Origin of the sequence: Flavobacterium rarum (SeqCode) (genome assembly GCF_965234445.1) — a bacterium.
GTDB classification, from domain to species: Bacteria; Bacteroidota; Bacteroidia; order Flavobacteriales; family Flavobacteriaceae; genus Flavobacterium; species Flavobacterium rarum.
Genome location: NZ_OZ248507.1, coordinates 25,898 through 40,759, shown reverse-complemented (window position 1 = coordinate 40,759; position 14,862 = coordinate 25,898). Strand labels below are relative to the sequence as shown.

13 protein-coding genes are annotated in these 14,862 nt (G+C 32.0%); 3 read left to right on the top strand and 10 right to left on the bottom strand.

The genetic code is table 11. The features are described from left to right. The first annotated feature begins 73 nt into the window (after positions 1–73). Together AC8GF4_RS17870 and AC8GF4_RS17865 are read left to right on the top strand one after the other, a co-directional pair. Positions 74–619: an RBBP9/YdeN family alpha/beta hydrolase gene (locus AC8GF4_RS17870; protein WP_506596699.1), complete on the top strand. Its 546-nt coding sequence runs from the start codon at positions 74–76 to the stop codon at positions 617–619. 248 nt (positions 620–867) lie between these two features. Then, the gene (locus AC8GF4_RS17865) at positions 868–1,686 is read left to right on the top strand and encodes a sulfurtransferase (RefSeq protein WP_506596698.1); all 819 of its coding nucleotides are present in this window, start codon (positions 868–870) and stop codon (positions 1,684–1,686) included. A 229-nt stretch (positions 1,687–1,915) separates the two neighbouring features. Here AC8GF4_RS17865 and AC8GF4_RS17860 read toward each other — a convergent pair whose 3' ends face one another. After that, positions 1,916–2,251, bottom strand: coding sequence for a tRNA-binding protein (locus AC8GF4_RS17860; protein ID WP_506596697.1), 336 nt, complete (start codon positions 2,249–2,251; stop codon positions 1,916–1,918). Positions 2,252–2,386: 135 nt separating this feature from the next. Here AC8GF4_RS17860 and AC8GF4_RS17855 point away from each other — a divergent pair, with 135 nt between their 5' ends. Continuing rightward, complete coding sequence (locus tag AC8GF4_RS17855; protein ID WP_506596695.1) at positions 2,387–3,280, top strand: alpha/beta fold hydrolase; 894 nt, start codon at positions 2,387–2,389, stop codon at positions 3,278–3,280. A gap of 116 nt (positions 3,281–3,396) precedes the next feature. Here AC8GF4_RS17855 and AC8GF4_RS17850 read toward each other — a convergent pair whose 3' ends face one another. The 9 genes from AC8GF4_RS17850 to AC8GF4_RS17810 form a co-directional block, all read right to left on the bottom strand. Next, positions 3,397–4,461, bottom strand: a complete 1,065-nt coding sequence (locus AC8GF4_RS17850) for a hypothetical protein (RefSeq protein ID WP_506596693.1) — start codon at positions 4,459–4,461, stop codon at positions 3,397–3,399. 28 nt (positions 4,462–4,489) lie between these two features. After that, positions 4,490–5,578, bottom strand: coding sequence for a caspase family protein (locus AC8GF4_RS17845; protein WP_506596692.1), 1,089 nt, complete (start codon positions 5,576–5,578; stop codon positions 4,490–4,492). A gap of 2 nt (positions 5,579–5,580) precedes the next feature. Continuing rightward, a complete protein-coding gene (locus AC8GF4_RS17840) occupies positions 5,581–9,204 on the bottom strand; it encodes a hypothetical protein (protein WP_506596690.1) in 3,624 nt (1,207 codons plus the stop codon). A 266-nt stretch (positions 9,205–9,470) separates the two neighbouring features. After that, positions 9,471–10,403: a peptidylprolyl isomerase gene (locus AC8GF4_RS17835; RefSeq protein WP_506596689.1), complete on the bottom strand. Its 933-nt coding sequence runs from the start codon at positions 10,401–10,403 to the stop codon at positions 9,471–9,473. A 519-nt stretch (positions 10,404–10,922) separates the two neighbouring features. Then, positions 10,923–11,126, bottom strand: coding sequence for a helix-turn-helix domain-containing protein (locus AC8GF4_RS17830; RefSeq protein ID WP_506596687.1), 204 nt, complete (start codon positions 11,124–11,126; stop codon positions 10,923–10,925). A gap of 3 nt (positions 11,127–11,129) precedes the next feature. Then, positions 11,130–11,684, bottom strand: a complete 555-nt coding sequence (locus AC8GF4_RS17825; RefSeq protein ID WP_506596686.1) for a hypothetical protein — start codon at positions 11,682–11,684, stop codon at positions 11,130–11,132. 452 nt (positions 11,685–12,136) lie between these two features. After that, entirely contained in the window at positions 12,137–12,982 is an 846-nt protein-coding gene (locus tag AC8GF4_RS17820) for a hypothetical protein (RefSeq protein WP_506596684.1), read from the bottom strand. A 321-nt stretch (positions 12,983–13,303) separates the two neighbouring features. Beyond that, a complete protein-coding gene (locus tag AC8GF4_RS17815) occupies positions 13,304–13,804 on the bottom strand; it encodes a hypothetical protein (RefSeq protein ID WP_506596682.1) in 501 nt (166 codons plus the stop codon). A gap of 218 nt (positions 13,805–14,022) precedes the next feature. Continuing rightward, a complete protein-coding gene (locus AC8GF4_RS17810) occupies positions 14,023–14,739 on the bottom strand; it encodes a hypothetical protein (protein ID WP_506596681.1) in 717 nt (238 codons plus the stop codon). Positions 14,740–14,862 lie beyond the last annotated feature (123 nt).

The window sequence follows — 14,862 nt, the reverse complement described above, 5'->3', positions numbered from 1 at the left end:
TTTATATTTTCATAAGACAAATGCAAACAACCTAAAAAAATGGGTACTTTTATGGTTTCAAAAAATACTCAAAATGATTCCGCACTTATTAATTATCCCAGGACTAGGTGATTCTGGCGAAAAACACTGGCAAAGCTTTTGGTTGCAAAAATTTTCTAATTCGACCAAAGTCATACAAGACAATTGGGACTTACCTCAATTAGACCAATGGCTGGACCGACTTGACAAAACCATTCAACAAGTAGATGAACCAACTATTTTGGTGGCTCACAGCCTTGCAGTTTCCTTAGTAATGCATTGGGCTTCCCTAAACAACAATCCAAACATCGTTGGCGCTCTGCTTGTAGCTCCCGCCGATGTGGATTCTCCTGCACACACACCCGATTTCCTAAGGCATTTTGGCCCCATTCCAACACAATCTATTCCTTTTCCGTCGCTGGTCATTGGAACCGAAAACGACACTTATATGTCTCTGGAAAGAGCCAAAGAATTAGCCGTTTATTGGGGAAGTGACTTTATAAACATCGGCCTAAAAGGACACGTCAACTCCGATTCTAATTTAGAATACTGGGAAGAAGGGCAAACTTTTTTACACCAATTAATCGCAAAAATAAATTAATTCTACAAATAACGCTATTCAGTCAAATACATTGATAAACATAGAAGTCATAGAAGTTATTAATTTAAAAAATCAAGTTAAACCAAAAGTTCATTAAAGTAAAGCTACTTAAACTACAAAGTTTTTTCAACTTATATCTCCTTTAAAATCTATGTTTTGACAAACTAATAACTTTATACTTATATGACTTACATGTTTAAAATTAAACACTCTTTATTTAGAATATAACTACAAAAAAAACTTTAAAAATGACAAATCCAATAGTTTCCGCATCATGGCTTCAAGAACATTTGCATGATTTCAATTTAATAATTCTCGAAGCAAGATTAGACCAAAATCAATCCAATTTGGAAAATCAAAATCCTGATTTACAAATAAAAGGCGCTCGCTTATTTGACATCAAAAACAATTTTAGTGACACCAGCAATCCATTACCAAACACTTTCCCATCGGAAACACAATTTACCGCCGAATCCCAAAAATTAGGCATCAGCAAAAATAGTACGATTGTCGTTTACGATACATTAGGAATTTATTCGAGCCCAAGAGCTTGGTGGATGCTTAAAGCCATGGGACATTCGAATGTTTATGTTTTGGATGGTGGACTTCCAGAATGGATTAAAGAAGGATATTCAACAGAAAACCAACAGCAGAAAAGCCATCCAAAAGGCGATTTTGAAGCTAAGTTTCAACCCGAGTTAATCAAATACAAAGAAGAGATTTTAGAAAACATTTCCACAAAAGAGGCGGTCTTAATGGACGCCCGATCAGCAGATCGTTTTTACGCCACCAACGAAGAACCAAGAGCTGGATTAAGAAGTGGACATATTCCCGGTTCCATAAACGTTCCTTTTACTGAACTGCAACAAGACGGAAAATACAAATCAACAGAAGAATTAAAAAAAATCCTAAAACTAAACGACCAGCCTTTGCTTTTTACCTGTGGTTCTGGAATAACCGCTTGTATTGTTTTATTAGCTTGCGAATTGATTTCGGACAATCCAAAAGCCGTTTATGATGGTTCCTGGACCGAATGGGGTTCTAATGATTTACCTATTGAGAAGTAGATAAATCGAAAATATTGATAACCTGAACTCTGTTAATCAATACTATTTTATTCTTTGGAAGTCCTGCAAGGTTTTTTTTAACCTTGTAGGTATAATAACTATTGATAAAATACCTACAAGGTCTCGAAAAAGACCTTGCAGGAATAGTAAAGTACCTATTTATTTACTATCAATTTTTATATGCAACCATTATCGAACTAAGGTTGATAGTTTTTAACTTTGCCTAAATCTACCCAATTCGCAATCCGTTTTCTATTTTGAAATCAGGAGCCAACAAAATAACATCTCCATCCTCACCTACTGCACCAAGCACCAGACATTCGCTCATGAACTTTCCAATTTGTTTTTTAGGAAAGTTAACAACCGCTACGATTTGCCTTCCAACCAAAACTTCTTTGGCATATCTTTTGGTTATTTGCGCCGACGTTTTTCGGATTCCAATAGCGGAACCAAAATCAATAGTTAATTGAAAAGCCGGTTTTCGGGCTTCGGGAAAATCATTGACTTCGAGTATCGTTCCCACTCGCATTTCTACTCTTTCAAATTCTGACCAAGTTAAATCCATAATGATATGATTATTTTTTAATTATAAACAAACATATCAATTTTACAACTATAGCAACAAATTATATAACTTTTTTTTTAAAAGTACGTTCTAATTTTACATTGGAACAAATAGGTTCTTTTAAATTTATAAAACATGGAAAACGTTCAAATCAAACCAGATGAGTTCATAAAAGAATCCAATGCTGCTATTTTGACTATTAATACGGATAAATATATAGAAACTGCTCCAAATGTAAAGCTCTACCTGAAAGATTATGGAGAAGGCAAACCGGTAATTTTAATTCATGGATGGCCTCTGTCTAATGAAATGTGGGAATACCAAATTGCCTCATTAGTCGAAAATAATTTTAGAGTAATTGCTTATGATCGTCGTGGTTTTGGCAAATCGTCACAGCCTTGGAATGGTTATAGTTATGATGCATTGACAGATGATTTACAGTCAATAATTGAACAATTAGAATTAAAAGAAGTTTCGTTAGTCGGATTCTCTATGGGAGGAGGAGAAGTTGTTCGATATTTTAGTCGATATGGCGGAAAACAAGTGGCAAAAGCGGTGTTGATTTCTTCAATAATTCCTTTTTTATTACAAACAAAAGACAATCCTGAAGGACATCCAAAAGAAAAGAATGAAGCGACAGCTCAAAAAATTAAAGGCGATAGAATTGGCTTTATAGATAATTTTGGCAAACTTTTTTTTGGAGTAAACATTACAAACACACCAATAGGCACTCCATTGCTTGAATATTATAGAATGTTATGTTCCTTTGGATCTCCACGAGCTACGTTAGAATGTGCAAACTCTTTTTCTACAACAGATTTCAGAGACGAACTGAATACCATAAATGTACCCACTTTAATCATACACGGAAGTGCAGATGAAATTGTTCCTATCGAAATTTCATCTGATAAAACAGCAAAATTAATTAAAGACAATACGTATTTAATATATAAAGATGCCCCACATGGATTATTTTATACCGAAAAAGAGAAATTAAATAAAGATTTGGTTGCCTTTTTAAAAACATAGTCAAAAAAAAATCCCAAAACTTTTTACCGTTTTGGGATTTCCTATTAATAGCTAAGAACCGACTATTTTACTTCCATTAATTCTACGTCAAAATTCAAATTGGCAAAAAAGTTGATTTAAACATTTTCGTTATAATAATCACGACTGTATTTTTTGAAAACATATTGATTTTCAAAAGCAATTGATTTTCTCCCAACATACGTTAAAATTGGATTGGTAAGCCATGCTATTTGTTGCTTATTCAACCAATTATCTAAAAACTTATTAAAATCTTCAACTACAAAAAGATCCCCATCAAAAGTGTAATTATTACTCTTTAGAACAGGAATAAAACTTGTAAAAATCATATTATGATTCATTGCAGTTTTAACATACTCCTCTAATGTTTGCTCATTAAAAGTACATTGTTTTAGCAGATAATTTTTTAGTCGACTGTCTTTTTCTCCATAAAAATTCAAATTCTGTACTAGTTTTGAAGCGTTATTATAAAAATTGTTTTCAAATCGTTGTTCCAAATCTGCTCTATATTCCTCAGCCGTATAACTAAATGACCATTTAAAAGTATTTTTGCTTTCTTTTACGAGAATTCCATCTGGTACATACAATTGATCACCTACAGAGGCTATATGCGCCACACTAGCACTTATTTTGAGACTCTCTTGATTAGCGATTAAAACATCACATTCGGAGACGGCTTGGGTCGAAAGCGTTGCCATGGCTGCACGAATCAATATAATTTCGTTGTCTGAAATAGGAGAAGAAACCCCACCAATAAATGTTCCAGACTGGCAAATATCGGTTACTACATATACTCGAACTAAAGGTTTAAATGCTTTTAACATAAAATGCAACATCCTTTCAGTAAAAATATTATCATGCAAATAAAGTTTATTAAATCCTTTGTAGTCTGCAGTTCCGTGCGTTGAAAAAGAAATAAAAACAATATCACCAGCAATGGCTTTTTGAGCCAACAACCATAAACTTGCAATCACATTTCGAAGTGTTGCATTAGCATCTTTTAATTGAACAACATATTCATAACCGCGTTGTTGTACCATTTGATATTGCCAATATTCAACATCTGACAAGCACGCTTCCAAATCATTAAATATTACAAACTCGTTGATTCCCACACAAAGTCCATATCCTTTGGGATAATATAAATTATTTGCTACAGGCATATTAATTAGTGTATTACTGGGTTAAACATTAGGCTTCAAATGCATAATTGGTGTCAAATCGAGAATTAGACATACCTCTAAAAGAAAGCATCGGAAGATCTTTGGACTTATATTTATACGCATTTTCTAAATTTTCGAATTGCGTTTTTAAAAATTCATATTTTTCACCAGGATTCAAAAAATCACAATAAGTATCTATATTCGCTTTAAATTTCTCTATAAAAGCAGGTATATCTTTTTCTTTTCCAATACAAGAATAAAAATCTTCATAAAAAAGTTCTTTATTAATTATTAAATGTTCAAAATCAACACCTAAATCACGTTTTAGTCCGTCGTTAATCGATGGATTTTGAGTTCCAAAAGTTTTCATCTTAGTCAAAAATGTTTTTAATTTCATATACCAAATTCCACCGCGGTAGATACTTGCTAATTTAAATTTGAGCTTTGAAATTTTACCCAATGAAAAAGTATCTTCATTGAGCATTACTTTGTTATAGAAAACCTCAACACTTTGAGTCAAAACAGAATCAAATGCATTGGTATAATTGTCTACTGCAGCCAAGTGTGCTATGGAAACGGCTAGCGGTAAAGCAGGAACAGCTAGCATTTTGCGCACCTCTGTTTGGATAGCAGCCGATTCTGAACTAACTGCTTTTTCTATAAATTCAGTTTCCTTTTTATTCAAACCGTCAGTATCAATCCCTTGCATTAGAGTACCAATCTGGCAGGCATCTGTTATTAAAGTGATACAAATATCGGGTTTAAAAAAACGAAGTAAAAAAAACAGAATAGAATCGGACATGAACTTATCTTTCTCATAAGTAGTAAAATAATGTTTGTCTTCACTTTTGTCATATTCCCCATGAGTTGAGTACAAGATTGTCAAATGATCTTTTTCTTGCAACTTACTTGCCATTGCCAACATAGTAATAACAATATTTCTAACCGTAACATCGGTTCCAATGAGTTCGAAAATATTATTTTCATCATAACAATGATGATTAATAAGTATACTTTTCCAAACAACTGCGTCTTTATCGCCTGTAATAGGAGGATAAATATTGTTTTCAAAATTGGTACATCCAATTAATAATGCCATTTTTTTTGGTACTGCCATAATTATGCCATTGGAGGATTAGAATTGTTTGTACTGAATTGATCAACCAACTGCGCTAATTCTACACTCATGTTTGAAAGAGATTGATCAATAAGAGCTCTCTTTTGTATAAAATCAGGATCGGTGATATCTACTTCTTCTGTTTTGTCCAAAACGGATGGAGCTGTTGATCTACCCGGTACTAAATCTTCTGAAGGCATAACATCTTCAACAACATTTTCATCCTCAAAGTCCATATCAATATTTGCTCCGTCTGCATCGGTATAATTTACTTTACCTTTGTTGCTAGTAATCGCTTTATCAATAAGTTTACCTATTGGAGAATTTGACTTATCACTAGTTTCTTTATTAGTATCTCCACCAATTAAACTGTTTAAATGTTTCTCCATCAATTCCTGTTTCTTATCGTCGGGCAAATTGGAATTTTTAATTTTATCTTCAATTTTATCCGAATTCTTAAGATTTTGTTGGAATTTATACATTTCTGCAGCTTGTTTGGACATTTCAATTGAATTTGCCATCGCTTTATCTACTCCTGCTTGGGTAGCCTGTAAGCCCGCTAAAGCATTTTTTTGATTTTCTGTCAAACCAGTAATATCTCTAAAGGAATCCCCTTTTCCGATAATATCCAATGCTTTACCTAATCCGGTAGGATCAACAGTCGCTAATGGATCTTTCATTTGCATCAGTGTTTGAGCAAAATCCTTTGCAGAAAGATCACCTGGGTCTGATCTTCTAGATCCCATATCTATTGGCGCTATTTCTGTGGTATCATCTGGTATTGGATGATCTTCCCATTTCCAAAAACGAGAATCATCAATTTTTTCACAAGAATTACAAGCTCCACTCACTGCTTCTCCAAAAACTCCTTCGGTAGGAACACTTATTCTATAGGGAGCCGACTTATACAATCCTTCTGGCATATAATAATTATGTAATTTGGATACTTTTTTCCCATCTTCCAAAATCACTTCATCATTTTCAAATCTAAATCTAGGATTCAAATTATAGCCCTTAGCCACTGGCATAACTATTGAATTACCAACTATTGAAATAAGCTTATTTTCGACTACCGACGCTAATGATCGAAACTCAGAAGGTTCTGGCAAAGTATTTCCTGGTATAATCCTACCAGGGACTTCAACGTGATAGGACTCTAACATCATCAATCGTTTATCGGGATCCATTGTAGACCATAAGACTTTGTGATAATATTCAATATTCTCATTTAAATGTCTAATAACAGACTCTTTTGCCTCCCTAAACTCAGCTCGTACATTTTTCATTTCTGTAGAAGACAATGGAATATCATAAGTCAAAGCCAATACTTTATTTAGGTCATCATTTATACTCGAGCTATTGATTAAGTAACTAGAAAAAAACTTTGTTTTATATTGAACATTTAATTCTTCTAAAATAAAGAATGATCCAGCTGGTAAACCCAAAAAATCCCCTGTTGCAAAATCTTGTGCCCAAAGCTGAATTGCTTTTAATTGAGCTCTTGGAACATTATAAGTCATATTGTGTTTGAAACCAAATTCAAAAACCTCACCTGAAAGACCTTTAGATATTTGCCCCATTTTATTAGCTTTAGTTCTAACAATAGTTCTAAACTTGGGTTTAAATCTTTGGTTTGGGCTGTTTGATGAGAACTTATTTAGCCAAAAACCCATTTTATTTAAGATCTGTTCTCCAAAATTGATACTCGAAATAGCTTCTTGAAAAACTTTATCTCTATCTTTAGAAACTACACTATATACTTTTCTTCGAATACTTTCCCAGTTATCAATAAATCCCAATTGTGTTTGCCAAAATTGCTTATCAACCGGATTATTCAATAAAGCCTGACTGTAAATGGTTTCTTTTACAGATTCTAACAAAATTCCCTCAGGAACTATTGGCAAAGGATCAGGATAAACTTCTGCCGGCCTTGTTATATTAGCTCGGATTTTTAATTTTCCCCAAATTTCAACCAAATCATCATCAGCATAGCTTCCTAGCGGTAAGCCAGCATACGGATCTGCAGGTGGATTTTTCTTAAGTGCCTCATCTTCTTTTACACAAGCTTCCAATCCTTTTTTATAAATCTTATATTTTTGAAAATTATTAGCTTTAATATAAGGCTCCAAAGAGTCATTCCATTTGGCGACTTTTCCTAAAGAAAACGTACTCATAATCAATGGAATAAAAACACACTCTTGCACATCTGCAAGCTCTGTATACAAAGCAAAGTGGCGCAAAACCTCAAAATATTGTATGGTTATTGCGTGGCAATGATTGTAATTAGCCAAGACTTCTGTTTGCACTGTCATAGTCTCAGACTGTTCTGTGGTTGTAATAACAGTAGAACGTTGACTTCTTAATGCCGAAGCACTTTGCATGGATTTGTCTCTAATATTTTGCATACTGCCAGCGGTTAAATTTCGAGCTGCATTTTGTTCTGCACTTGAACTACCCGTAGTATTAGAAGAAGAGTATCCTCCAGAAACACCAACGCTAACTGGTCCAGCTGGTACACTTACACTTGCCCCAATTGACCAACTATTGCTCTTAATTTTAGAATCACTAGAAGCCGACATAGATTCAGAAAGGACCGAATTAACAATTTCGTTAATGTCACGATCTCTTGTCATAGTATTAGACATACTTTCTTCATAGGTAGAAACATCCGACTTAGATGCCAATTCTTTGCGTGACCAATCCATAATTGCCAATCGCTTTTTTTGACCAGGAGCTAGAGGCAAACTATAAACCAAATCGCCTAAGGAATAACCATCGGCACGCCATACTTGTTTAAAATGCAGCAAATGTCCAAATGCCAAACTAGTAGCCTGATTTGAATCAGAAATCTCACTATCCCAATTGATCGGACTCACTATTGATACTTCTTTTCTTCCTGTTCGAACCAATTGCTCACGTTCTTTTCTGAGTAAATTTATCATTTGAAGACGATAATCGTCTTTGTACATTACATTAAGCTCATCTGTAACCAAAACTTCTTTTGAAGTCATTCCTTTAATTGGTCCAGATACAGTTTGAAGTTCCTTCCTTAATAAATTGATCTGAGCATCAATAATACTTAACCTATTTCTTAGATTTTCAGCATTTAAACTAACTCCGGGATCGGTTAATCGCACAATTGAGTAGTATGAAAACTCCTCTAATGCTCTGTTTGGTGTTGTAAAATTGACACAACTTCCCCCAATATCTTGAGAATAAGAATCAGATATTGTAAAATCTTCCTCATCGGGTAGTCTTGGTGTTTTTGTTCCACAACTACAATTGTCCAATAATTCTTCATCTACTTTTTCTAATCCTGCATAAGTAAAATTAGGAAAAGTACCGTCTGGATTTAATGAAATTGGAATTATCTCTTTGGATACATTTGTTTTTAATTCTGCAGTTGAAAATTGTCCGTTAGGATAAGCAATAGAAAAATTACCATCTTTATCTGTCTTACCAACTCCAACAATTTCACTTGTCTTATTATCATTATGACTAGAATGAATGAATACACTTATGTTATTCATTTTATGCTTTCCTGCCAAAGAGACTAATTTTCCTTTAAATTTTCTATTGCTATCTGGCCCAGAGACAACAGATAAATTTTGTGTTTCTTTTTCCATTAATTTTATTTTAAAGAACTAAAATAAATTTAATTTTCAATTAAAAAAAATATTACCAAGAAATTTATCATTAAAATAATATTATTAAACTACTATATTATCATAATTTTTAAGATAATTACAGCAATATCGCTAAATAAAAGAATAAAACATCAAAACCAAAATGAAGTATAGTAGAACAAAAAAAAACTAAGACAAAATAATTGCAAAAAAAATCCCAAAACGATTTACCGTTTTGGGATTTCCTATTAATAGCTATGAACCAACTATTTTACTTCCATTAATTCTACGTCAAAAATCAAAGTAGCGTTAGGTGGAATTGCACCTCCAGCACCACGAGATCCGTAACCTAATTCAGATGGAATAACAAAACGAGCTTTGTCTCCAACTTTCAATAATGCAATACCTTCATCCCATCCTTCGATTACTTGACCTTGACCCAAACGGAATTCGATTGGTTTTTTTCTTGGATAAGAAGAATCAAAAACTTTTCCGTTTTCTAATGAACCTTCATAGTGAACCGCAACGGTTTTACCGCTTTCTGCTTGTTTCCCATCACCTCTTTGGATGAATTGGTAACGCAAACCACTTTCTGTTTTTTCGAAACCAGCAGCCAATTGTTCCATTTTTGCTTCAGATTCTGCTTTCAAAGCGGCATCACGTTTCAAACGAGCACCTTTTAAACCAACAAAAGCCTCGATAGCATTCCATTTTTGAGCTTCTTCACCAACTCTTAGAATTTCAACACTTTCTAACAAATCATTTCCTTCAACTGCATCTACTACATCTTGACCTTCTACAACATGTCCAAAAACAGTGTGCTTGTTATCCAACCAATCTGTTGGAATGTGAGTGATGAAAAACTGAGATCCATTAGAACCTGGACCAGAGTTAGCCATAGAAAGTACTCCTGGACGATCGTGTTTTAAAGAAGGATGAAACTCATCATCAAATTTGTAACCTGGGTCTCCAGTTCCAGTTCCTAGAGGACAACCTCCTTGAATCATGAAATTTGGAATCACTCTATGAAAGTTTAAACCATCATAGAATTTAGTTCCTTGAGGTTTAATTTTATTCTCCATGTTTCCTTCTGCAAGAGCAACAAAGTTCCCTACAGTTCCTGGAGTTAAATCGTGTGTTAGTTTTACTAAAATCGCCCCTTTTGCGGTGTTGAATTTAGCGTATATTCCGTTTTCCATTTTGTTTATTTTTTATTGAAGTGCAAATTTACGAATAAAATTAGAGAATGAGAAAATGACTTTGTATAAAACCATTTTTATATCATTTCTTTAACTCAGATACCACATTATAAATCTACAAAATCTGAATTTTCACTTTATAACCAAGAAATAAAAACGGAATTAAAAATTTAAGGAAAGAGTATAGAAACCCTTTGATTCATTTTCCTAGCTTTAAAATCAAATGACTAAAGTTTTTTTAACCCGTTGGGTGAAATTCAAATAAAATAAAATTTCAACCACATAGAATCTTAGATTAATGCTTAATAGGCAAAGAATAAATAGAAATAGCACTATTTCACACATAGAATTTCTATGTAAAAAGTAAAACGTTTATTTCTTTCTTTTAAAAACAATAAACTCTAAGTGGTGAAAAATAATTACACCCAACGGTTTTTTTTTATTTAAAATGGAGTCTGTTAACATCCGGTTTTATTGAATAATTCAGCTTCACTATGAAGTCTAATGCGGATTTTGAAATTAATCAATATACTCCAAAATATCTCCAGGCTGACAATTTAAAGCTTTGCAGATGGCCTCAAGCGTACTGAAACGTATGGCTTTTGCTTTTCCTGTTTTTAAAATCGACAGATTCGACAGGGTTAACTCCACTTTTTCAGAGAGTTCGTTTAACGAAATTTTGCGTTTGGCCATCATTACATCCAAGTTTACTACTATTGCCATACTTTAAATTGTTAATTCGTTTTCTGATTGAATTTCTACTCCCCTTTTAAAAATTTGTGCAATGATCAAAAGGGTAATTCCCATAAACAACCAAACATCTGCTCCACCCAATCGCAAACTCTGAATATCGGGCATTGCAATGCCTTTTTCAACCAACCATTTTGTATAATTTTGACCCCAACTTGAAAATAAGCCAATACCCAAAGCCAAATAAGAAACATTTGAAACAAAATGCTGCATTTCGATATTAAAAGGTTTTATAAAATCTACTTTATTGTCGTGTACTATTTTTATAATTAAATAAAAAAGAGTTGCTTTCATAACAGCAACGATAGACATTAAGATAGTTTCTGTAATAAAATACCCTTTGTCATAATCCAATAGACTTGACAAATCAATTTCATACCAAAAATGAGCAGCGGCCAACGGATTATAAAGTAAGGAATACAAGGTATTGCTTAAAACACCCCCAGCATCAATACAAAGTCCGACAAAAATAATCCAAGTAAGTATGTTTAGCACATACAATATCTGTTTTGTTGTGATTTTAATTTCCATAATTCATTTTTAGATTTAAAATTTTTATTCAAAAATACTAAATATTTATTGAATAACAACAAATATGTAATAATAAAGAATAAATAAGCAAATTAGAAATCAATTTCTTAAAGTTTTTTTTAGGAACAAACCCAAATTCCGCATTAGAAATCTATTAAGTCAGAATTACTTTACAAAAAAAAACAAATTTATTAGGTGTTTAGTGAATTAATTTCTTCTGCAAAATTAAACACTTGCTTTTATTAAATAATTCAGCTTCACTATGAAGTCTAATGCGGATTTTAGGTTAAAACAAATAAAGCTTGCTTGAACACAACTATAATTTACAGCAAGTTATTTTAAATTAAACAAAACTGAATTTTCAGGGTAATTACTTGTTAACCAAATAAAAATTACTGTCCGAACAAACAAATTGTCCAAAATGATATTATAGCTTTTAGTAACCGTAATTATTAATCATGGACAAATAAATTATCTAACAGTTCCGTTTTTACAACTTTTGCATTTTCATGGTCAAAGAAATTTAGTTTTCCAGTTGTGTTTGTAAAACCAAACCATTCGGTGAATCTTTCAAAAGTTCTTATAGTATAACAATTGTTGAATTGCATTTCAGGTGTTGAATAATCTTTATCGAATAGTGTAATAAACTTTTCGAAAACTTGCAAATATTTCGATGAATAAAAGCTAGTCAAATTTTCTTTTTCTCCAAATCTTTTCAATAAGTAGATTGAAAACAAATAGCCATATTGTCCAGCAGGTTCTTTTGTATAACCGTCGTTAAATGCCCAATTAAATTTTTCTGTGAAAATTAAAAAAATAACTTTGAACAGTTCAAAACGATTTTCAACTTTCAAGCATCTTTCCCCATTTTTTGTGAGCAGTAATTTTCCATTACTTTTTTTGACAAGATTTGTCAATTGACATACTATACGGACAGTTTTTAGTGAAATGCATTCGTCTTCTCTATAAAGTTTGCTTATTCCTGCTTCAATATGTTCGTCAATAATAAACTTGTAATCATATAATTCAACAAGTACTTTTTTTGGAAGTGCACCGAGTGGTGTGAGTTTTATAAAACCTTCACGCTGAATAATTTTTAAAAACTCTTCTGAAACTCTAAAAAAAGGGCTTTTATCAAGTATTTCAGAATTAAATTTAGTATTAAATTTAATGCAAGAATTTTCACCTAAAGGATTATGGATCAGTTCATGAGTTTGCGTAGGAGTGAGTCCTGATAATTTTTCTAAAGGAGAATTATTATACTTAAAAATTTCATCTTCAATGCCTGATATATTCATGTTTACTGAGTTTTTTTTATTATTCTTGTTAACGTATTGGTGCTACATAGTTTAAGACTAAATTAAGCCTAATATTCGGATTTGCCACCCGAGTGAAAGCGAACAGGCGAAGCAAATCTTCCAAATACAAAACCAATTTCAAATTAAGCCTACTATACAAATTGCTTGTAGTATGTGTGTTAGCCGCTGGCAATATTTTTAAATTATAATTATATTTTCTTTGTATCTTGTTTTAAAAAGCTTAGCAACAATCAAGTTTGTTAATTTAGTATTTTATATAAATTTTGTGTAAGTTATGAAAGTTGGTATTTAAACTTGTAGTTATTTATTTAATTGATAAAGTTCTTCTAAAAAAGTAATTTTTTGTTCTTCACTCCATTTGTCGGTGTACACAAGTAAATTTAGAAAATTATCTTTTGATGAACCAAATAAAAATACATTATCAAGTTTATTATCGTTGTATTTCCAAATTACATATTCTAGATTACTGTTTTCTTTTAGTAGTTTTGTTTTAAATTTATTTTCAGCATAATAATCCGAATCCCATTTGTAAAATAAGTTTACATTTTCGTAATCAGATTTCGTTTTTATAAACGTTGGATATGCTTTTTTCGGATTTTGAGCAACTGCAATAATTATTCTTTCTTTATTTTTCATATAAGTTTGTCCAGAATCGTCCATTTTATTTAACTCTTCCCATATTCCTGGAATTTTCACATCACTTGTATTGGTTTTTAAAGTTGTAAATTCCTTCTCCGTTTGACAAAAGATAAAATTTGAAGTAAGGCAAATAGATAATAATACAATTTTAAAATAATTCATTTTTTAAGTTTTAAGTTGTTTTTTATAGTTTATAAATATTCAATAACACTAATGAATTTATTTCCAGTCGCTTGACACTAACACCTTGCTAGTAGGCGATGGTCAGGCTAAATAAAGTAATTATTTTTGGATTTTGACTAATTTACCAAATACAAAACCATTTTTCTATTGAGCCTGATTCCCAAATTGCTTGTAGCGTGTGTTATGCACGGTGCTTTTTAATTAGTATTTTTAAAAAATTTCAAGGTTTTTTCTTTTAAATCAATTTTTACGATTCCACTTCTTATTCCAACGAATACATTTTTATCATCAACTACCGAAATTGAATTGGGATATAGCCCATTCCAAAATATTTTTTCAAAAACCAACTTTTTTTTAAAATCCTGTACTATAAAAAAATTTTCATATGTTGCTACAAGAAATTTGTCTTTGTATATAGTAAATGCTTGAGGAGCATCTCCAAAGTCAATAAGCATTTTAAACGTAAATTCGTTGTTTTTTCTTTCAAGTTCATATAATGCACCTGCACTAGTAGCCATATGAGCATATCCAAGTATGAAATATGTTTTGTCCTTATAATTGAAAATATATTTTACATTTCCTCTATTAATTTTTATTGTCGACTTAGTTTTATCATCGGGTTCAAAAATTAATTGACTCCCAAATTCTCCACCATCCATTCCGACAAGTGTTCCGTCCTTAATTTTAAGCGAGCATTTATTATTCTCTTTAGTTTTCTCAATTTCAAGTTTTCCGTTACCAATCTTGACTCCAAATTCATTGTGAGAATTATTTAATTTATACCATTCTTCACTTTCTACTTTTGGTGGAATTGTTTCAATAAAATCTTTTGGGATAGACTGATAGTTTTGGCTGTAACTTGTAAAACAAAGTAACAAGATAAAAAAAGATAAATAATATATTTTTAACTTCATATAGTCTCTATTTTTTTTTGCATTGTGCATAACGTTCTCGTGCTACAGCGGGTTTGGGACTAAATTAAGCCCTATTTTCGGATTTGCCAAATCATCCCAAATACAAAACCAACTTTCCATTAA

Excerpts from the sequence above, each read along its gene's own strand:
- AC8GF4_RS17870 (WP_506596699.1), top strand. The coding sequence starts at position 74 with ATGATTCCGCACTTATTAATTATCCCAGGACTAGGTGATTCTGGCGAA.
- AC8GF4_RS17865 (WP_506596698.1), top strand. The coding sequence starts at position 868 with ATGACAAATCCAATAGTTTCCGCATCATGGCTTCAAGAACATTTGCAT.
- AC8GF4_RS17860 (WP_506596697.1), bottom strand. The coding sequence starts at position 2,251 with ATGGATTTAACTTGGTCAGAATTTGAAAGAGTAGAAATGCGAGTGGGA.
- AC8GF4_RS17855 (WP_506596695.1), top strand. The coding sequence starts at position 2,387 with ATGGAAAACGTTCAAATCAAACCAGATGAGTTCATAAAAGAATCCAAT.
- AC8GF4_RS17850 (WP_506596693.1), bottom strand. The coding sequence starts at position 4,461 with ATGCCTGTAGCAAATAATTTATATTATCCCAAAGGATATGGACTTTGT.
- AC8GF4_RS17845 (WP_506596692.1), bottom strand. The coding sequence starts at position 5,578 with ATGGCAGTACCAAAAAAAATGGCATTATTAATTGGATGTACCAATTTT.
- AC8GF4_RS17840 (WP_506596690.1), bottom strand. The coding sequence starts at position 9,204 with ATGGAAAAAGAAACACAAAATTTATCTGTTGTCTCTGGGCCAGATAGC.
- AC8GF4_RS17835 (WP_506596689.1), bottom strand. The coding sequence starts at position 10,403 with ATGGAAAACGGAATATACGCTAAATTCAACACCGCAAAAGGGGCGATT.
- AC8GF4_RS17830 (WP_506596687.1), bottom strand. The coding sequence starts at position 11,126 with ATGGCAATAGTAGTAAACTTGGATGTAATGATGGCCAAACGCAAAATT.
- AC8GF4_RS17825 (WP_506596686.1), bottom strand. The coding sequence starts at position 11,684 with ATGGAAATTAAAATCACAACAAAACAGATATTGTATGTGCTAAACATA.
- AC8GF4_RS17820 (WP_506596684.1), bottom strand. The coding sequence starts at position 12,982 with ATGAATATATCAGGCATTGAAGATGAAATTTTTAAGTATAATAATTCT.
- AC8GF4_RS17815 (WP_506596682.1), bottom strand. The coding sequence starts at position 13,804 with ATGAATTATTTTAAAATTGTATTATTATCTATTTGCCTTACTTCAAAT.
- AC8GF4_RS17810 (WP_506596681.1), bottom strand. The coding sequence starts at position 14,739 with ATGAAGTTAAAAATATATTATTTATCTTTTTTTATCTTGTTACTTTGT.